Source organism: Candidatus Omnitrophota bacterium (genome assembly GCA_028712255.1).
Lineage (GTDB): Bacteria > Omnitrophota > Gorgyraeia > Gygaellales > Profunditerraquicolaceae > UBA6249.
The window spans coordinates 13,636-33,625 of the sequence record JAQTQJ010000014.1 but is presented as its reverse complement, the minus strand read 5'-3'; the positions used below and the strand labels follow the sequence as shown (position 1 = coordinate 33,625).

Genomic DNA, 19,990 nt, shown 5'->3' with positions numbered 1-19,990 from the left:
AATGAAGACAAATATACCTTTTTTAGCGACAACCGCAATTGAAGAGTTCTGGGATACTTCTCACCGGATTGTTTTCTTAAGTCTTGGCTGTAAAAGATACAGCCGGAGAAACTTTTGGAGGAATATTGTATCAGAAACGCTACCGGTTTATTTTGAAGAAAAAGAAGCAGGTCAGATATACTGCTATTTGAACATTGTTTATGAGCGTATTCTTTTAATTCTGCATAAGCAGATGAACCGCATACACGGAACGGATTTTAGCGTGCGCTACTGGCGCATAATTCTCGGGTCCTGGCTTATTTTCTATATCCATGTCATGTTCGACAGATTTAGCAACCTCGAGCATTTTATCAAACTTTATCCTGATTTCACTAGCATCGGCCTGGAAAGAAGATGTTTTATTATTCCTAAAGATACAGTCCATTTTATAAACCATATTAAAAATGACGATTACAACCTCCAGATTTACAGTAATATTTTGGCCTGGATGGGTTATAAATTACCCACGAAAGAATTCAAGGTTTCAACGCCCGATGTCGCTGTCTATTTTGGGGGAAAGAGAGGATGGATTAAGAAGGCTTTGAGATGTACTTATGAAAAAAACTGTAAAATATTTCAAAATAAGAATCAAGTCCTTTTAAGCAATACTTATTTTCCTTATTTATCATTATTCAAATTGTCATTTAATACAAAAGCTTCTGCCTGGCCGGTTAATCAGGGTTATCAGCCTCTGCCTGTTTTCCCTGTTGATCATGCAAAAAGAAAGATCTTGGGTAGTTGTGATTTCGGAGATAATAAATTTGAAAAGATGCTTGCTGCACTTATCTCTTATGATATGCCTCAATACATGGTCGAGGGATTTAGTATTCTGAAAGAAAAATCAGAAGAGAGATTCGTACCTGCGCCTAAAGCTATAATGAGCGCAATTTCCTGGTGGTTTGATAACGCCTTTCAGTTATGGGCCGCTGGATCTGCGGAAAAGGGGACATTGTTGTTAGGAGTCCAGCATGGCGGTAATTATGGTATTGCAAAAAATTTATTAGGCGAAGATTTCGAATTAGGGCTAGTTGATAAATTTTATTCCTGGGGTTGGGAGCGTTATGATGCTTATGCGGAAGTTCTGCCGATGCCTGCCCCTAAGTTGATAGAAAAGAAAAAAAGAAAATTAAGGTCAAACAGCCTTAAGCTATTATATGTTACCGGCAGTTACCCCAGATATTTGGTCCAATTTCCCTGGTCAGTAAGTTTTTGGGAGGATTATTTTTTGAATCAAGGGCTATTTATATCAAGCCTCGCGGGTACAGTGCAGCGTCAACTAAGGGTTAGGCCTCACAGGGAAGATTTGGGCTGGGATGTTCGCGAGAGGATAAGGGATCAGTTCCCCCAAGTGAAAATTGAAGACTGGGGTATTCCTTTCTCCAGGAGTTTGAATGAGTGCTCTATATATATATCCGATCATCCACTGCAGGGCACCACTTTTATGGAGGCCTTAAGTTGTAAGAAGCCTACAGTTATATTTTATAATCCTGGTTTTGCAGCTAATATGATAAGGGATGAGGCCAGGGAACTTATTGCTGAGCTGAAGAATAATTCTGTAATTTTTGATGACCCAGTAAAAGCTGCTAACCAGTTGAATTCGGTATATGGTTCTATAGAAATCTGGTGGAATGAACCAAAGCGCCAAAAAGCCGTAAGTAATTTTTTGAATAGGTTCGGAAAATCTTCTTCCAACTGGTTAAGGGATTGGTCCCGAGAAATGTCAAATTGTATAGTAACCCAGAATAAGCGGGCCATAGTTTAGGGATGAGAAAAGTATATTTTTCCAACTATATCAGGATTTATTTCTGGCAAATTCTGGCAATTGCGTTAAATTTACTTTCAATGTTTATTGTTATTCCACGCCTTAGCCATACTCCTTCAATTTACGGTATCTATTCCTTATGTATCGCCGTATCTATTTTCTTAATTTATGCGGATTTTGGATTTATCAATGCGGGGTACAAATTCGCCAGTGAGAGTTTCGCCAGAGAAGACCTCGATGAAGAGATCAGGATAGTCGGATTTGTAGGTTTTATCCTGTTTGTCTTTGTAGTTTTTTACAGTATTGTAATGTTATTTTTTTCATTCCATCCTCAATTTTTAATAAAAAAGCTTATTGGCCAGGAAGAACTAAAGATCGCTTCCCGTCTTTTGTTTATTTTAGCCTTGAGCTCGCCGGCCATACTGTTGAATAGATTCATGCAGATTGTTTATGGGATAAGATTGGAAGATTTTCTTTTTCAGAAGGTTCTGATCATCTTTAACCTGGCCAAGATAGCGTCGGTTATTTATTTCTTCAACAATACAAAATATGATATAGTCGGATATTTTTTCTTTTGCCAGTTAATGACTGTAGTAGCGGGTATTGTTTCCGCCTCTTTTGCGATAAAAAGATATAAATACGATTTTAATTTATTATTAAGGTCTTTTCGATTCTCCAAGGAAATTTTCTTAAAAACGAAAAATATTGCATTCGGTTCTTTATTTATTACAGCCACGGCGATCTTATACTATGAGATCGACCCTTTTGTCATAGCCAGGATTTTGGGCGCGGAACAGGTAGCTTTGTACGCTATTGGATTAACCTTACTTTCTTACTTTAGGGCCCTGTTTGGCATGCTCTATGGTCCTTTTCTGGCAAGGTTCAATCATTTTGTTGGTCTCAAAGATGAGCCTGGGCTGCGCAAGATTTATAAAAGCACAATTATATTGATTGCCCCGATTGTTATTTTTCCTATTCTTACCATTCTTGCCTTAATGAAGCCATTTGTTTATTCCTGGGTTGGCAATGGCTATAGCCCTTCGGTTGTAGTTTCACAGTTCCTGGTTGCCTGCTTCATTTATGGATTTTTATCCTATCCGGCTTCAATCCTGATGCTTGCGCAAGAGAAAATACGAATGCTGTATATAGTCAACGCAATTCTTCCCCTTATTTATTGGACAGGGATAATATTAACTATTTCACACTTGGGTATTGCAGCATTTTCCCTGTTCAAATTTGTTACCTTTAGCATCTTGGGGGTAATATTTTTCATTTTTTCAAAGAACTTCTTAAAAATGACAACTCTTTGTTTCCTGAAGAAGATTATGCTCCCGGCAATTATCCCCAGCGTTTTCTTATTTTATTCCGCTTCGAAAATATTCAGATTCCTGCCTGTCGAAAAAGGCAATTTTAATTTTTTTATTTCCGCTTCGACAATTTGTATAATTTCGTTTTTTTCGATATTGTTGTATTGTCTTTTTTCCAAAGAGCACCGGGAGCTGCTGAATAATTTATACGGGAAATTTATTAAAAGAAATGAAATTTTACTGGAGCAATAGCGAATATGAATTGTAGATTTTGCTCATCGTTCCTGAAGCATGAATTTATAAGCCTCGGCTCAACCCCTTTGTCAAATGCCTTGTTATCAGAGGGGCAGTTAGGCAGAGCAGAGGCCGTATATCCGCTGAAGGCCTATGTATGCGAGAATTGTTTCCTGGTTCAGGTGCCTGAGTTTGAGAGCCCAGAAAATATTTTTGATAATTATTTATATTTTTCTTCCTATTCAGAGACCTGGCTTAAACATGCCGAGGATTATGTTGAAAAGATTATCCCTTTTTTAAAAATTAGTAAAAATTCTTTCGTGGTAGAGATTGCCAGTAATGACGGTTATTTACTGCAGTATTTCGTTAAAAAAGGTATACCCGTATTGGGAGTCGAGCCTGCCCAGAATGTGGCGGATATCGCCAGACAAAAAGGTATTCCTACGGAGGTAGCGTTCTTTGGGGTTGAACTGGCAAAGCAATTGGCCGCTCAAGGCAAATCTGCGGACCTTATTGTAGGGAATAACGTTTTAGCCCATGTTCCCGATCTTAACGATTTCGTAAAGGGCTTAAAGATCCTTTTAAAGCCCCAGGGAACAATTACCCTGGAATTCCCTCACCTTATGAATTTAATTGAGGAAAAGCAATTCGATACGATTTACCATGAACACTTTTCTTATTTTTCGCTTATAACTGCTGAAAAAATATTTACAGGTCATGGATTTACTATTTTTGATGTGGAGACGCTGCCTACGCATGGGGGTTCTTTACGTATCTACGCCAAACACCGGGAGGACAATTCCAGGAGTATTTCGAACCGGGTTACCGGATTGATAGAGAAGGAAACGGAAGCCCGGTATACAGATATCCGTTTTTATTTAACTTTTGAAGAAAAAATCAGATCCCTGAAAAATGATATACTGAAATTCTTTAATCAGGCAAAGAAAGAAGGTAAAACCATTGTTGGTTATGGCGCTCCTGCCAAAGGCAATACTTTGCTTAATTATTGCGGTATCGGGACGAATTTTATAGAGTATACGGTAGACAAGAACCCGCATAAACAAAGTAAATATCTGCCGGGAAGCCATATTCTCATTGAATCACCCAAAAAAATACTGAAAACCAAACCCGATTATTTATTAATTCTTCCCTGGAATCTTAAAGAAGAGATTATAGCTCAAAACAGTTCCGTAAGGGGATGGGGAGGTAAATTCGTAACGTTAATCCCTGAAGTGAGGATTTTAAAATGAAATTCAAAAAGACAAAACTAAAAAGACTCTATGTCATCAATCCGGAATTTAAAAAGGACGCAAGAGGTTTTTTTGCGCGCTCATTTTGCGAGAAGGAGTTTGGGGAGCGTAATTTGAAATTTCGGGTTAGGCAATCCAATATTTCGTATAACAAAAAAAGAGGGACCTTACGCGGTATGCATTATCAGATCGCTCCGCATAAAGAGAGAAAGCTGGTAAGTTGTATCCGGGGAGCAATATATGATGTAGTAATTGATTTACGTCCGGGTTCCCGGACATATTGTAAATGGCTGGCGATCAAGTTGGTTGACCGGGATTACGCATCGGTTTATATTCCGGGAGGCTTTGCGCACGGTTTTCAATCTTTGACTGATGATACGGTTGTGTTGTATCAGATGTCGGAATTCTATCATCCGGAATCAGCGCGGGGATTAAGATGGGATGACCCGGAGTTCAAGATCAGCTGGCCCATATCGCCCTGTATTTTATCAAAAAAAGATTCAGGTTATCCGGATTTTAAAGGTTAAATTATGAAAAAGGTTATTTTAACCGGGGCAAGTGGTTTCATAGGAAGACAAGCTATCCCGTTCCTGATAAAAAGCAATTATGAAGTGCATGCTGTTTTTTGTAAATGGAAAACGAAATTTAAAGGGCATCCGAGACTCTTCTGGCATAAATGCGATCTTCTAGATTTTGCTGCGCAAAGAAAATTGTGCGCTAGAATAAAGGCGAGCTACCTGCTTCATTTCGCCTGGTATACCGAGCCGGAAAAATATTGGGTTTCTTTGGAAAATATCCGCTGGGTGCAGGCAAGTTTAGATCTTTTACTGAATTTTGTGAAGAATGGAGGGAGGAGGGCGGTATTTGCCGGTACTTGCGCTGAATATGATTGGAATTACGGCTATTGTTCTGAAAAAGTTACTCCCTTAAAACCGGCTACCCTTTACGGGGCATGCAAAAATAGCCTGGAAAATATCTTAAGGAAATTTTCTTCGCAGTTAGGTTTGAGCTATGCCTGGGGCAGGTTGTTTTATTTATACGGACCCTACGAAAACCCTAGACGGTTGGTTCCTTCGGTTATTCACACTTTACGAAAAAAAGAGATTATGCGGTGCAGTCATGGTAATCAAATCCGCGATTTTCTTTATGTTGGAGACGCGGCAGAGGTATTTGTTAAACTTTTAAACAGCGATATCTGCGGCCCTATAAATATCGCTTCAGGACAGCCTATTACGGTAAAGGAAGTTGTTTCCATAATTGCGGAAAAGATGGGTTGTCGGGATTTAATCAGCTTTGGCACTAAGCCCGGCTTGATTGAAGAAGCGCCATTGATTTTAGCGGACATTGCCCGTTTGACTAAAGAAGTGAGGTGGAAACCGAAGTATGATATCTTTTCAGGATTGGATCAATTGATTAACCAAAAATAATATGATTTCTTGTCCTATTTGTAGATCTAACCAGACTTTTGTGTTTTTATCGCGTAAACAGGTTCCAGTCCACCAGAACTTGGTGAGCCTTGACCAGGAGTCGGCTCTTGAAGTAGAGCGCGGCGACCTGAACCTATCATGCTGCCGCGAATGCGGTTTTATTTTTAATGCTGCCTTTGATGTTTCAAAGTTAAAATACGGGGAAAATTATGATAATGCGCAGACCTATTCGGGATTTTTTCAAGAATATTTAAAAGAGCGCGCAAATTATTTAATTTCAGAAAAGGTGCTGCGTGATAGTGTAATTGTGGAGGTCGGATGCGGAAAAGGAGAGTTTTTGAAATTACTGACTGTCGAAGAATCAAACGGGAATGTCGGCTATGGATTTGATCCGAGCTATGTAGGGGAAACGACCCTGTTTGACGGCAGGTTAAGGTTTGAAAAGCGACTGTACGGAACGGATTGCGTTGAGGTTAAGGCGGATGCCGTAATTTGCAGGCATGTTGTCGAACATATTACCGATCCTTTAATGCTGCTTAGCCGGATAAAGTCGGCTTTAAAGAATTCACCTCAGGCTAGGGTTTTCTTTGAGACTCCATGTGCGGAATGGATATTACGGAATAAAGTAATTTGGGATTTTTTTTATGAACATTGTTCTTTATTTACTATTCATTCGCTAACCACGCTGTTTGACGTTTCAGGGTTTGAGGTGATTGATATAGAGCATGTTTTTAACGGACAATATCTATGGTTAGAGGCGCATTTGGGGCAAGGGAAAAAACCTAGTAAGAGATCTCCCGGTAATATTCCTCAATTAGCTGAGCAATTTACGCCCGCCGAAGATATTCTAATCAAGAAATGGAAGAATTCCCTAAAGCAATTATCGGAAAAAGGGAAAGTGGCAATTTGGGGGGGTGGTTCTAAAGGCGTAACTTTCATAAACCTTGTCGATTTTGAACGAAAATTAATTGATTCAGTTGTCGATCTTAACTCCCGTAAGCAAGGTAAATTTATCCCCGGGACCGGTCACCCTATCATTTCTTATCGGAATTTGCCTGAGCGGGGGATTACCGATGTTGTATTAATGAATCCGAATTACTATTCTGAAGTAAAGATGCTGTTGCATAACAATAATATAAACGTTAATTTATTGCATTAACAAAAAGGATGAATAAAATAACACCTTTGATTACAACAATTATTCCTACCTTCCGCAGGCCAACATTATTACGGCGCGCGATAAAGAGCGCGCTAAATCAAACTTATCCGCATTTTCAGGTTTACGTTTATGATAATGCTTCCGGGGATCAGACTCAAGAGATAGTTGCTGAAATAGCAAAGAATGATCACCGGGTAAAATATTATTGTCACCCCGAAAATATTGGAGTTTTGCCAAACTTCAATTACGGAATGGAACATGTCGAAACTCCTTTTTTTTCGTTTCTTTCTGATGATGATATTCTTTTGCCGGAGTTTTACCAAACTGCAGTGGAGAGCTTTCAAAGCCACCCTGGGGCAGCTTTCTTGGTCACAGCTACTTTATTCAGGGATAATAAATGCAATATATGGGATTCTTTTGGACTCAAATGGATTTCAGGATTATATCAACCTCCGGAGGGATTACTGGCAATATTGAAAAATGGCCCTCCTGCCTGGACAGGGATTGTTTTCTGCAAAAGGATTATTGAACGAATCGGCATGTTGGATACGGAGGTAGGCGCAGCTATAGACCTGGATTTTATGCTACGGGCAGCCGCTCATTTTCCCTTTGTTGTTTCATTAAAACCGGGAGCTGTTTTTTTATTCCATGCTTCGTCAACCAGCCGCCGGGGGGATTTTTCTTTTATCTGGCCGGGCTGGCTTAAGATGGTTCGCAATCTGGAGGGTAATAGGCATCTCTCTCCGGAGGTCCGTAGCCAGGCTGTCCAAATGTTAACAAAACGGCTTAAAAAATCGCTGTATTATGTCGGGTATAAGTCTATTTCATGCAGGAATTTTGAGGATGTCTATAAAATATCTGGGGTTCTGCGCAACAATTGCCATTTAAATATAATGGGTAGTTTTTTTTCGGTAATAGCAAAAATTGGTAATTGTCTGCCCAAGACTTTTAATTTCGATATTCTTATGAAGGTAATCCGTAAGGTTTCTTTAACGAAAAGATCGCTCTGTTTGCGGAGAAGCAAGATCGCTCCTTCTATTTTTAGGTATGTTAGAGAACTGGAAAATGAGGCTTAGGGATGGATATAATGGAAGCAAAAGGTAAAAGTAAGATCATTGATTATGCCGGGCTGTTTTTTGTTGGTTTTCTTTCGTTAGGATACCTGCTGTATTATAGGAATTTTGCCAAATTACATATTAATTTATCTATTATAGGTGCGCCATTTTTTATAGGGGATATAATTTTTACAATTTGCTTTTCTTTGTTTGTTCTGAAATGGTTGTTAAGCCGTAAAAGGATAAGCATGTTTTCCATCCTGCTTTTACTATATTGTATTTTCGTTGGCGTAAAAACATTCCTGGGCTATTCTTTCTGGGGCTCGCTAGCCTTAAGACATTCTGTTTTATTCTTTTATCCACTTTTCGCGGTTTTTTGCTACAGTTTTTATAGAAAAGATTTCTTTGGAACAAGGAGAAGACTATTTTTGATTTTTCTATTTATTTTAATCTTTAAATTTTCGGTATTCCATCCATATTTTTCTCTGACCTGCCTGGTAATAACGCTGGTTTTGATAAATTCTTGCCCGCAAGGAAAATTTAAATATATTTTGTATATTTTACTCTTGGCTGTATTTCCTTATGAACTATTATTTAATACCTCGCGTACATTTATAACTAGTAATCTATTGGCGATTATGTATATAGGTTTCGGTTTATTGTATATTTCGAAGATAAATAACCTGAAAAAAATTGTTTTTTATTTGTTTTTTATTTTCTTTATTTTTTATGCTGTAACAAGAAGTTCTAATCCCAATGAGTTAGGATCTTTGGTAAAGTATAAAGTCCTTATTAAAAAATATAACAATTCAATGGAACTCTTACGCATTAAAGAACCTGTCTTTATCGAGCCAAGATTTAACATAAAGTTATATAATGAAGAAAGCGATGAATTTAAAAAAATTGACCAGAACAAAATTAGACAATGGATTAAAGCCTTAACCAGTTATTTTAAAGAAAAAAATACTGCTCCTATAGCTAAGATTCCCAGTAAAAGTCCATCTCCTTTAATTATTATACCTGATAAAGGAAATGTTCCAACTGTGCTGCCAGAAACCAGTCCTAAAAAAATAGATAAAGCTGACATCCGGGTTGGAAGTGCCAAGAGCTCTGTAAAGTTTCAAGATAAACTTACCGTTATAAGGCCAGAAAAGCCGGTTACACCGGTAAGAAGCATCGATACTCCTTATGAAAATAGCTTATTTAGAATCTTTATTTGGGAGGAGGCTTTGAAGGAATTAAGGAGTAAGTTGCCTGTATGGGGATTTGATTTTGGTAAACCTTTTAGGTCTCGGACGTTGGAAATTTTAGGTTGGGGGCAGGGAGAATGGAGCAGGGACGGATGGGTCTGCCTGCATAATTCATATATCGACATTCTCTATCGCGGCGGGATCCCGGGGATATTAATGATTACCTGTCTCCTGGTTTTCGCCTTTTTTCTGGTTAAGATTTCTTTCCAGAGGCATTCTGTAAACGGAGTATTGTTAATCGGCATAGTAATAAATTGGTTTTTTGCGGCCAACTTTCTGGAGATTTTAGAAATGCCGTATAGCGCGATCCCCCTATGGAGTCTATTCGGGTTAACTTCAGCTTATTTATTAAAGAATAAAAACCAATGAAAATCCTAGTTATTCACAATCATTATCTGGAAAAGGGCGGAGAAGACGAGGTATTCAATGCGGAAGTAAAATTATTAGAAGAACACGGCCACAAGGTAATTCTTTATGAAAAAACGAATGAGTATATCAAAAGCCTTCCATTCCTTAAAAAGTTTATTTTTGCTTTTACGGAACCAAGTTTTTCCAAGACTGTTTATGAAGAAATAAAAGAAATTGTAAAAAAGGAAAAACCCGATATTGCGCACGTACATAATATTTTTATTTGTATTACTACTTCGGTATATGCTGCCTTAAAAGAAGAAGGTATCCCGATCGTTCAAACCCTCCATAATTATAGATTTTTCTGCTCTAAAGGCACCTTCTTCAACAACGGGGTGATCTGTGAAAGATGTAAAAACAGGAATTTCTTTAACGGAGTAGTGAGGAAATGCTGGAGGAATTCTTTTTTCCTCTCTTTTTTTTCGGCAAGACTTCTTGATAAATGGGGTTCTTTTTTTAAAAATATAGATTCATACATAGTGTTGAGTAAATTTAGCAGAGATAAATTCGTTGAATTAGGACTAGATGGGCAAAGAATGTATTTAAAAACAAATTTCTTAACGACCGAGCCTACTGGTATCAAGCAAGACCGTAATTATGCTGTTTTCATCGGTAGGATTGTTGATTATAAGGGGATTGGGACACTAATGAAGGCTTTTAAGATCAATCCTACTTTTAATTTAAAAATTATTGGTGACGGTCCGTTGAATAATGAAGTACGTGATTGTGCCGCTACATACGATAATGTTGAATGTTTGGGGCAATTAAACAGGGATTCTGTTTTTAAAGTAATAAACAACTCATCTTTTATAATTTTCCCTTCGGAATGTTACGAAAATATGCCGATGGTAATATTAGAAAGTTTTGCTTCTTCTAAGCCGGTTTTAGCGAGTAAATTAGGATCTATTAAAGAGTTTGTTATCGATGGGGTGAACGGTGTTTTATTTGAGCCTGGAAACGCAGAAGATTTAGCCGCAAAGATTTCTTATCTGTTTTCCCATAATGAAGAACGGATACAAATGGGGGAAAACGCAAATCTAATTTACCGAGAGAAGTTTAATAAGGAAAATAACTATCGGGACCTAGAGGTTATTTATAGAAGAACGATAGAAATAAATAAGAATAAATTAAATTCTTTAACCTTAACCTACTCGCTTGCTGACCAAAATTTTAGACAAGCTAAATCACTAGGAGTTTTTAACGTATCCAGGCAGCTTTTAGAGAATCTAGCGTTACGTTCTTGTTTTACCCGGTTGGACGTTTTAACTAATTCAACTTTGGATGATACGTTGCAATTGTCTGGCCAGGCATCTGCTCAGCACTATAATAAAGCTATTGGTAACAAGATTGGAAGAATTATCTGGGATCAATGGGGAGCGTATGGAGCGGTAAGGAATAATGGCAGCCAATGGCTTTTTTTGCCTAAAGGATTTTCATCTTTGCTAAAACCGCGCGGCTTTAAGCTAGCTGTTTATATACATGATGCAATGCATGATTTTTACCGAAATAACTATCCGGGGGCTATGTCTTGGTTCGAGATTATCTATTTTATTAAATGTATAAAAGCGACGCTTAAAAATTCCGATTTAATTTTCACTAATAGTGATTTTTCTAAAGGTGAATTGAAACGCCTAGCTTACGATTTTAGATTAGAATTACCACCGGTAATAGTTGCTGGTATCGGATTTACCCGCTCAAAAGACGCATTTTCTACGGAACGTAATTCTTTGTTATTGTTGACCAGCGCTTGGCCGCATAAGCTTACCAAGCAAGCTGTAGGATTTATCGAACGCTGGCAAAAAGAGAGTGGTTTTTCAGGGAACATAGAACTAGTAGGAAGTATCCCGGCTGGTTTACATTTACCTCATTTTGAGAGTTGGCGGCACCATCAAAGGCTATCTGAATCAGCGTATAGGCATTTTTTAGCAAAAGCAAAAATATTGTTATTCTTTTCGAAATATGAAGGTTTTGGAATGCCGCCGGTTGAAGCAATGATTGCCGGAGCATGTCCAGTTTTTTCAGATCTTCCTGCTACTCGGGAAATAATGAGCGGAGGGGGTTTTTCATTTTCAAATGATTCATATGAATCATTTGCTCAAGCTATGGATGACGCTTTAAATGCATCGACAACTCAAATACAGCTTTGGGCTGAACAATTACTTGAACGCCATAATTGGAATAAGGTAGTTGAAAAGATTATAAACGGATTTACACAGTTTAAAAAATAGTATGTTCGATAACTTAATAGCCGGAATTTTAAGGATAGCTGGATTAAAGCAATCCCCTGATTCTCAGAAAATAGTTAAAAATACTGGATGGCTTCTTAGCGAAAATGCATTACGTATAGGATTAGGAATTTTTATTGGTTCATGGATTGCGCGGTATTTAGGCCCTGAACAGTTTGGGATGTTAAGTTTTGCTGTAGCTTTTGCCACCCTATTCAGTACTTTCGCTACGTTTGGCCTTGATCCCATTATTGTTCGCAACATTACGGTAAAACCTTTAGATAAAAATAAAATCTTGGGTACTGCATTTTTATTAAAGTTATTTGGAGGGTTTTTTGCTTTATGCCTGACGATAGTTTTTATTTTTTGGTTTAAACCAAATGACCAACTCAGCCGTTGGCTAGTTGGTATTACTGCAGCAGCGATGGTTTTTCAGGCCTTTGATGTAATAAATTTATACTTTCAGGCTGAGATTCAATCAAAATATTCCGTTTGGGCTAGAGGCTTTGCGCTCATAGTTATTAGTCTCGTAAGAGTATTTTTAATTATGCGATGCGCTCCTTTGATTGCATTTGCTTGGGCGAGTTTAATAGAAATTATTTTAGGCAGTATTGTCATTGTCATTATGTACCAATGGAAAAGATTATCTTTGATATCATGGTTGTTTAGAATTGAGATACTTAGGAATTTAATAAATGATGGCTGGTATTTATTCATCGTTTCTATTTTTACTTTGATTCTTACCCGCATCGATCAAATAATGATTGGTCAAATACTTGATAATAAGGCAGTCGGTATCTATGCGGCTACGGTGAGGGTTTCCGAAATGTTTTATTTTTTTCCTTTAGCAATCAAAAGTTCAATTTTCCCGTATATTATTAAATACAAACAAGTGGATGAAGAGTCGTATCTACGGAAAATACAAAAATATTATAATCGTGCGGCTTTGTCTGGAGTAACTATAGTAATTTTTAACATTATTTTGTCTAGGGCTATTATCAATTTTTTATATGGGAAGCAATATCTGGGGGCAGCTACCGTTTTATCTATTCATATATGGTGTGCTTTATTTGTTTGTTTAGGTTCAGCCAGCGATATTTGGTTGATGGCGGAAAATCTACAAAGGTATATTCTATATAGAGCAATTTTTGCAGGGACAAGTAATATTCTATTGAATTTAGTATTAATCCCGCTTTATGGAGTAAAGGGAGCTGCTCTATCAGCGGCTATATCTTATGGAATGTCAGTAGTTTGCCTTGCATTTTTTAAAAAAACAAGGCAGCAAGTAAGGATGCAACTTTCCTTGTTTAACCTTCTTAAGTATGTTAGAAAATAAAACTGTATTCCCAAAATTATGAAAGTTGGCTTTAAATTGCTTGATAGTGAAAGCTGGGGGCTGGGATCATTAAACCCTGGGCAGGGAAGGAATTTTATTGGCGATGAATATATGGCCTTATTTATTCGTAAGGAACTATTAAAATTCGCGGAGGTTGAGTATTGTGAACTTTTTAATAAATATCCGGAGGTTAAATTAGATATTCTTGTATATCTTAATAAAGAAAAACCGGATCTCAAAAAAGCAAAGAAACACGTTGTCTTCTTTCAAAATGCATACCCCGAAGGTAATGACAACGCCTTAAAAGAATTCCAAAGTTATAATTTCGATGGATATATGTTTGCATCAAAAAAGTTGTTGGATTATCATCAACAGTTGGGTTATGAAGGTATTTACCTCCCGTTTGCTACGGATCCAGATTTTTTTAAACCTGTATTATCGCAGGATAAATACAAATTTGAAGTTGCTTATGTTGGGAATAATATTAAGGGTCCAGAACGAACAATTAAGTATATCTATCCAGCTTTTAATTTTAACTTCGGCTTATTTGGTAATTGGGGATTAAAAACTTTTAAAGGCTGGCCATTACCCAGGATGATTTTTAGACCGCATTCTTTGGGTCAGATAAGTATGGATGAGCTGCTGATTCTTTATTCCTCAGCTAAGATTATTTTAAACTGTTCTATTCAGCAACATGCGGACTGGGATACGGTAATAGGCCGTATTTATGATGTAATGGCATGTAACGGTTTTTTAATTTCCGATCCAATCCCATCGGCTAAAAATAAGTTTGGCGATATTATTGAGTTTTCACAAGGAGGAAGAGATTTAGTCAATAAAATTAAGTATTATTTGAAACATGAAGACGAAAGGCTAGAAAGGGCTCAGAAAGGCCGAGACCTTATTCTTAAATCCGAATCCTACGCTTTCAGGGTTAAAGATATGCTTATTTATTTCAAAGAACTCCTATGTACAAGTTACTGATTATGGGAAAACTATATGATAAAAATTGTGGTAACAAATCCTCCCTGGATTTACAGGGATAATTTATTCCGAAAACGCTATGGTGTTAGAGCGGGGTCACGCTGGCCCGGTTCCGGTATGAATCGTAAGTACAATTATGTTCCTTATCCAATGTTTATGGGATACACCGTAAGCTATCTAAGGTCTAAAGGAGTTGAAGCTATCTTTTACGATGCTGTCGCTGAGCACCACCAATACAAGGATTTTTATAAAAGGATAGATTATTACCGGCCCGAGATCGTAATTCAAGAAACTGCGACACCGAGCTTTGAGACTGATATCCGTATCGCAGAAGAGCTTGGTAAAAAATATGAGGTTTGTTTAACAGGCCCGCATGCGTCTTTTTTTGCTGATGAATTGATAAAAATGCCTTTCATTTCCTATATTCTCAAGGGAGAGTATGAATATTCATCATATGAAATGATTGCTACGAGAAGGAAAGGAATATACGAGACGCAGAGGGTACTAAATCTTGATGATTTACCATATCCGTATCGAGATGCGCATATTGTAGGGCTATATAATGAGCCTTGTTGTAGAAAAAAAATAGCCTATCCTCAGATGTGGGTTTATGGAAGCCGGGGATGTGCATATCAGTGTAACTTTTGCTTATGGGTACATACGATGTACAACAAAAAATTGCTTTTACGTGATCCGGATAAGATTATTACCGAAGTTGAAGATAGCGTGGCGCGGTTTGATTTCAAATATCTTATGTTTGATGACGACTGTTGGAATTTAGGCGGTGATGATCGTGTGATAAAACTCGCTAATGGGTTGCAGAAGATTGGGCTCCCGTGGTCTATTTTGGGCCGTATGGATACTTGTGATAAAGAACTTTTTAAATATCTCGTGGACAGAGGATGTGTGGGAATCCGTTTAGGAGTAGAAAGTCTTTCTCAACCACTTTTGGATAAAACGAATAAGAAATTAAAAGTAACTCAAGTAATGGATGTATTGAATTATCTTAAGAGTTTAGATGTTAGTGTATACTTGTGTTTTATGCATTATATGCCGGGAGAGACGAAAGAGGACAGGAGGGAGCAGGCTCATAAGATAAGAGAATTGGGTTTTAAGCATCAAAATCCTCCCTGTATTCCTTTTCCCGGGACTCCTTATTATACAGAGATGCTCAGGAAATGTAGAGATATCCAGAAGGTGCGTTGGCAAGAATATGATGGCGGGAATATTGGATTACATTTAGAACGGATTGTATCTTCTATGTTTTCGTAAAAGTACATTGTAAAAGGATAGAGTTATGAAAAAGATACAACTTATTAGCCCTCCAGCATATGGGCTCAAGGATAAATTAGCGTATCCTCCTTTAGGACTTTTATATCTTGCTTCCAATATAGGGAAGTTTCAGGATATCCGAATAAAAAATATGCTCTCTGAAAATGAGCTTTTAGAAAATGGTTTTGACATTTTTGGTGTCTCAATCCACAGTAGTGCAAGTTATGGTTCCGCTAGAGAGATTATGCGGCGCATTCGCATTGATAATAAGTCTGCGTTAATAGTTGTAGGTGGTGCATTCCCTACGAGCATGGCAGAGTATACTTTAAACAATACTGAAGCTGATGTTGTAGTAATTGGTGAAGGAGAACGGGTGTTTGCTAATTTATGTAGAGAGCAGGATTTTTCAAAAGTAAAAGGTATCGCTTTTAAGAAAGGTACTGAAATTATCCGCAATGAACTTGAACCGTTGATAGATAATCTGGATACGATTAAGTTTCCGTCGCGACATCTCCTACCCAAAGAAATGATCAGGCATGAGGGCAAGGTTCATCATAGTGATCAGCCGGCAACTACCATTTTCGGTACACGTGGGTGTTTGTTTAACTGTGGTTTTTGCGATACAGAACTTTGGCGTAGGCAATGGCGAAGCAGGAGTCCAGAAAATATGGTTGAGGAGATCGAATTGATCAAAAGAGAATATGGGATTCGTTGGTTTCGTTTCCCAGACGACTGTTTAAACTTGAATAGAAAGTGGTTTTTTGATTTTTGTGATAAAATAACGTCCTCTGGAATAAATTGGACAATGCTTTCAAGGGCAGATGTCTTAGATCCGGAGATGCTGAAAAGAATGAAAGCTGCCGGGTGCAGAGAGATATTTTTTGGTTTTGAGACCGGTTCCCAGAAGTTACTGGATCTGATGCAGAAGAAGATTTCTGTGGATGATAATATACGGGCGATTAAAATGTGTCAGCAAGCAGGGATCCTTAGCTGTGCGTATATGATGTTTGGTTTTCCAGGGGAAGATGAGGAAACTGTCAGGGAGACCAAGGATTTTCTGCTTAAGGCTAAGCCGGATAAAAGCCGCCTGAGTCAATTCATACCTGTTCCTGGATCGGATGTCTGGAAGCATCCGCAAAAATACAGAGTTAGGATTAAGGAGAATTTCAGCGAACACTGGTATTTTGATACTCCAGATTTTGCTGTGGAATACGACTATATCGGAAATAAAAGAATGGAAACGCTTCGTAGGGATTTAAATAAATTCTATAAGTCACAAGGCTACTTCTCAGGATGGGGGGAAGCCAAATGAAACGTATAAGTGTGCTAGATTATCTGAAACTCAGGGTATTATCCTATCATCATGAAGCGGAGATGCTTAAAAAAGGCAAGATGCCCCCTCCGCGCATGGCGATTCTTTACCCAACCTATCTTTGCAATCACCGATGTATCGGTTGCGATTACACAGAATTAAATGAGACTAAACATTCCCTTGGAGAAACAGAATTTATGAGCGTTATTGATCAACTTATTGATATTGGTATTAAAGGTATTGAATTTTGCGGAGGAGGTGAACCGACGCTTAATTCTTCACTTCCAAAGGTATTAGATAGGCTTATCAGCTCTAATGTCTCTTTCGGCATCTTGACCAATGGTACCAATCTTACACCTGAACTTCGGGAAAAGCTGGTGAAATACGGTTCCTATTGTAGAGTAAGCCTTGAGTCAGCTTCGGAAAAAGTTTTTAATGCCTATAAGCGCCCCGTTAATGAAAAAGTTGGTTTTAAAAAAGTAATTGCAAATTTAGAAAACCTTATAAAACTTAGAGACGAACATAAAAAGGAAAGCAAGCTACAGATATCCATGAAGTATAGTATTGATTCCAATAATTACAAGGATGTGGTTAGTGCCGTGGCTCTTGCAGGCAAGATAAAGGTTGATTCCCTGCAGTTTAAACTGGTAAGAAACATGCCCTCTGAACTTAAAAATAAAAGAATTTTATCCGCGCTGCTGAATAAGATTGAGAGCTTAAGGTCTAAATATCCAAGGGTGACGATCATACCTGATTTTGATAAAACGGCGCTCAAAATCAATTGCTGGCTTTCGCCTCTTCAGCTGGTTGTAGATCCATTTGGTAATGTTTATATATGCTGTTACTATCGCCACCGCGCCAAAGAGCACTGTTTGGGGAATATGCTCAAAACTCCTTTAAGGGATATCTGGTATTCCCATAAGCACTGGTCAAAGATAAGAAATATCAAAAAAGAGGATTGTAATAAATACGACTGTCGTTTCCATTACTATAATGAACTTATGCAAAAATTAGTCATCGACGATATAGGTCAACTGAACTTTATTTGATATTTTATGCGATGAAAATAATTAATAAAACCCTGAACCTTGAAGAATTGAAGTTGGACCCTCAATCTAGGATCATAGGAGAGATTATGGGGTTAATACACATTTTTGAAAGTAAGGGGCTTAAGTTTACGACTTATCAGGCTGAATTTGATTCCGGATGGGGAAAAGATGATATCTGGTTTAAGCGCAAGCTCTGGGAAATTTCTACCATAGTAGTAAACAGTGCTCCGCTAAGAGATATGAAAGTTTTAGATTGCGGAGGAGCCAGTACGATCTTTAGCTTTTACCTGGCGTCAAAAGGGTGCCACGTATACACAATAGACATTGATTGGCGCAAACAAGGAATAGTAGAAAATGCTGATTTTGTATCTCAAACGATGGGGCTGGGAATGCATAATCTAAAGGGGAATATGACTCAGATGCCTTATGAAAATAATTTTTTTGACAGAGTTTTTAGCGTATGCGTCCTTGAGCACTTGTCGTATAAAGAACAGGATAAAGCGATTAAAGAGATGTCCCGGGTGCTTAAGCCGGGAGGGATTATGGCTCTTACATTTGATTACGGCCCTTTTGCCCATGGAGGGAAATACGAGGATATCCGTAGATTAAATGAGCGTGTAGTTATTCCTTCGGGGCTGAATATCCTTGAGAATAGCGATTATCTGGAAAACGCTTGGTTTGGGGAAATATCCGGAAAAACATGGGGCGTACTTTTTCTTACAAAAAGTGGCTATTCTAAAAGATTACTAACTTGTTCAAGGCCTAACAGCAGGATAGCGGCATTTTTGAAGTGTGACTTAAGCACTATAAAAAGTATGATTATAAATATACTGATTGGGCTTGGTATCAAAAAAGACTCTTTTCTTTAATTAGGGAAAATTGCCTTGTAGCATAGTTGAACTCTTACTAAACCGAATTTATTGTGAATGTGTCAATCACGGTTTGATTACGATGTTCTCTTAGAAAAAATAGAAAGGTTATAAAGTGAATAAGGATAAATTTGATATTCCCGTGTTGCTATTAATTTTTAATAGGCCTGATACGACATTTAAGGTTTTTGAACAGATCAAAAAATGTAAGCCTTCTAAGCTTTTCATTTCCGCAGATGGGCCTAGAGAAGGAGTAGCAAAAGATAAAGAGAAGTGTGACCAAGCTCGAAAAATTATTGAACAAATTGACTGGGATTGCGAGACGAAGACCTTTTTCAGGGAAAGGAATTCAGGTTGCAGGACTGCTCTTAGTAGTGCCGTTAACTGGTTCTTTGAAAATGTTGAAGAAGGAATTATTCTTGAGGATGATTGCTTGCCGGACTTTACTTTTTTTAGATTTTGCAAAGAACTTTTAGAGTATTACAGAAATGATAAACGGATTACGATGATAAGCGGAAGTAATTTCCAATTTGGCAGGAAGTTTACGGAATACAGCTATTATTTTTCAAGATATACCATTATATGGGGTTGGGCATCCTGGAGAAGGGCATGGAAATATTATGATGTGGATATGAAATTATGGCCTGAAGTCAGCGAGAAACGATTACTTCTTAATATCCTTGAAGATAGAAAAGAGGTTTCCTACTGGAGTAATATTTTTGAAAAAGTATATCAGAGGAAGATCGATACATGGGATTACCAATGGTTGTTTGCCTGCTGGTTGCAGAACGGTATCGCTATTGTTCCGGATGTGAATTTAGTGTCAAACATTGGTTTTGGGAGTAGCGGTACGCATACTATGGCCAAGAGTATAGTGGCTAACCTGGAAAAAAAACATGTTGAATTTCCTTTGTTGCATCCACCTTATATATTTCGAGATATGATAGCGGACAGATTGATTGAAAAATATCAGTATAGTTCTCCGAGACTCTATAAAAAAATAATCAATATAATTTATGGCCGTTAAGTGATTTTAAAAATAGGAGATAAAT

Annotated in this window: 16 protein-coding genes; all 16 read left to right on the top strand. The window is 37.7% G+C overall.

Going from position 1 to position 19,990, the window contains the following annotated elements:
• The first annotated feature begins 1 nt into the window (after position 1).
• Positions 2–1,801: an LIC12162 family protein gene (locus tag PHC29_06915; GenBank protein ID MDD5109216.1), complete on the top strand. Its 1,800-nt coding sequence runs from the start codon at positions 2–4 to the stop codon at positions 1,799–1,801.
• 2 nt (positions 1,802–1,803) lie between these two features.
• The gene (locus PHC29_06910) at positions 1,804–3,360 is read left to right on the top strand and encodes a lipopolysaccharide biosynthesis protein (GenBank protein MDD5109215.1); all 1,557 of its coding nucleotides are present in this window, start codon (positions 1,804–1,806) and stop codon (positions 3,358–3,360) included.
• A 5-nt stretch (positions 3,361–3,365) separates the two neighbouring features.
• Positions 3,366–4,592, top strand: a complete 1,227-nt coding sequence (locus PHC29_06905; protein ID MDD5109214.1) for a class I SAM-dependent methyltransferase — start codon at positions 3,366–3,368, stop codon at positions 4,590–4,592.
• Entirely contained in the window at positions 4,589–5,119 is a 531-nt protein-coding gene (rfbC, locus tag PHC29_06900) for a dTDP-4-dehydrorhamnose 3,5-epimerase (protein MDD5109213.1), read from the top strand. Before PHC29_06905 ends, rfbC begins: the two co-directional genes overlap by 4 nt.
• 3 nt (positions 5,120–5,122) lie before the next feature.
• Positions 5,123–6,019: an NAD(P)-dependent oxidoreductase gene (locus PHC29_06895; GenBank protein MDD5109212.1), complete on the top strand. Its 897-nt coding sequence runs from the start codon at positions 5,123–5,125 to the stop codon at positions 6,017–6,019.
• Between the two features lies 1 nt (position 6,020).
• Positions 6,021–7,178, top strand: a complete 1,158-nt coding sequence (locus tag PHC29_06890) for a class I SAM-dependent methyltransferase (protein MDD5109211.1) — start codon at positions 6,021–6,023, stop codon at positions 7,176–7,178.
• An 8-nt stretch (positions 7,179–7,186) separates the two neighbouring features.
• Positions 7,187–8,254 carry a glycosyltransferase gene (locus PHC29_06885; GenBank protein MDD5109210.1) on the top strand — a complete coding sequence of 356 codons (1,068 nt, stop codon included), beginning with the start codon at positions 7,187–7,189 and terminating at the stop codon, positions 8,252–8,254.
• Between the two features lie 2 nt (positions 8,255–8,256).
• Positions 8,257–9,852: a hypothetical protein gene (locus tag PHC29_06880; GenBank protein ID MDD5109209.1), complete on the top strand. Its 1,596-nt coding sequence runs from the start codon at positions 8,257–8,259 to the stop codon at positions 9,850–9,852.
• Complete coding sequence (locus PHC29_06875) at positions 9,849–12,119, top strand: glycosyltransferase (GenBank protein ID MDD5109208.1); 2,271 nt, start codon at positions 9,849–9,851, stop codon at positions 12,117–12,119. Before PHC29_06880 ends, PHC29_06875 begins: the two co-directional genes overlap by 4 nt.
• Position 12,120: 1 nt before the next feature.
• On the top strand, positions 12,121–13,452 hold the full coding sequence (locus PHC29_06870) for a flippase (GenBank protein MDD5109207.1): 1,332 nt from the start codon (positions 12,121–12,123) through the stop codon (positions 13,450–13,452).
• Between the two features lie 18 nt (positions 13,453–13,470).
• Positions 13,471–14,436 carry a glycosyltransferase gene (locus PHC29_06865; protein ID MDD5109206.1) on the top strand — a complete coding sequence of 322 codons (966 nt, stop codon included), beginning with the start codon at positions 13,471–13,473 and terminating at the stop codon, positions 14,434–14,436.
• Positions 14,437–14,553: 117 nt separating this feature from the next.
• Positions 14,554–15,708 (top strand): radical SAM protein, encoded by a 1,155-nt coding sequence (locus PHC29_06860; protein MDD5109205.1) that lies wholly within the window; start codon positions 14,554–14,556, stop codon positions 15,706–15,708.
• Positions 15,709–15,733: 25 nt separating this feature from the next.
• The gene (locus tag PHC29_06855; protein ID MDD5109204.1) at positions 15,734–17,020 is read left to right on the top strand and encodes a radical SAM protein; all 1,287 of its coding nucleotides are present in this window, start codon (positions 15,734–15,736) and stop codon (positions 17,018–17,020) included.
• Positions 17,017–18,069 carry a radical SAM protein gene (locus PHC29_06850; protein MDD5109203.1) on the top strand — a complete coding sequence of 351 codons (1,053 nt, stop codon included), beginning with the start codon at positions 17,017–17,019 and terminating at the stop codon, positions 18,067–18,069. The genes PHC29_06855 and PHC29_06850 overlap by 4 nt, the downstream gene beginning before the upstream one ends.
• A gap of 86 nt (positions 18,070–18,155) precedes the next feature.
• Positions 18,156–18,938, top strand: a complete 783-nt coding sequence (locus PHC29_06845; protein ID MDD5109202.1) for a class I SAM-dependent methyltransferase — start codon at positions 18,156–18,158, stop codon at positions 18,936–18,938.
• Positions 18,939–19,053: 115 nt separating this feature from the next.
• Positions 19,054–19,965, top strand: coding sequence for a glycosyltransferase family 2 protein (locus PHC29_06840; protein MDD5109201.1), 912 nt, complete (start codon positions 19,054–19,056; stop codon positions 19,963–19,965).
• Positions 19,966–19,990: the final 25 nt, after the last annotated feature.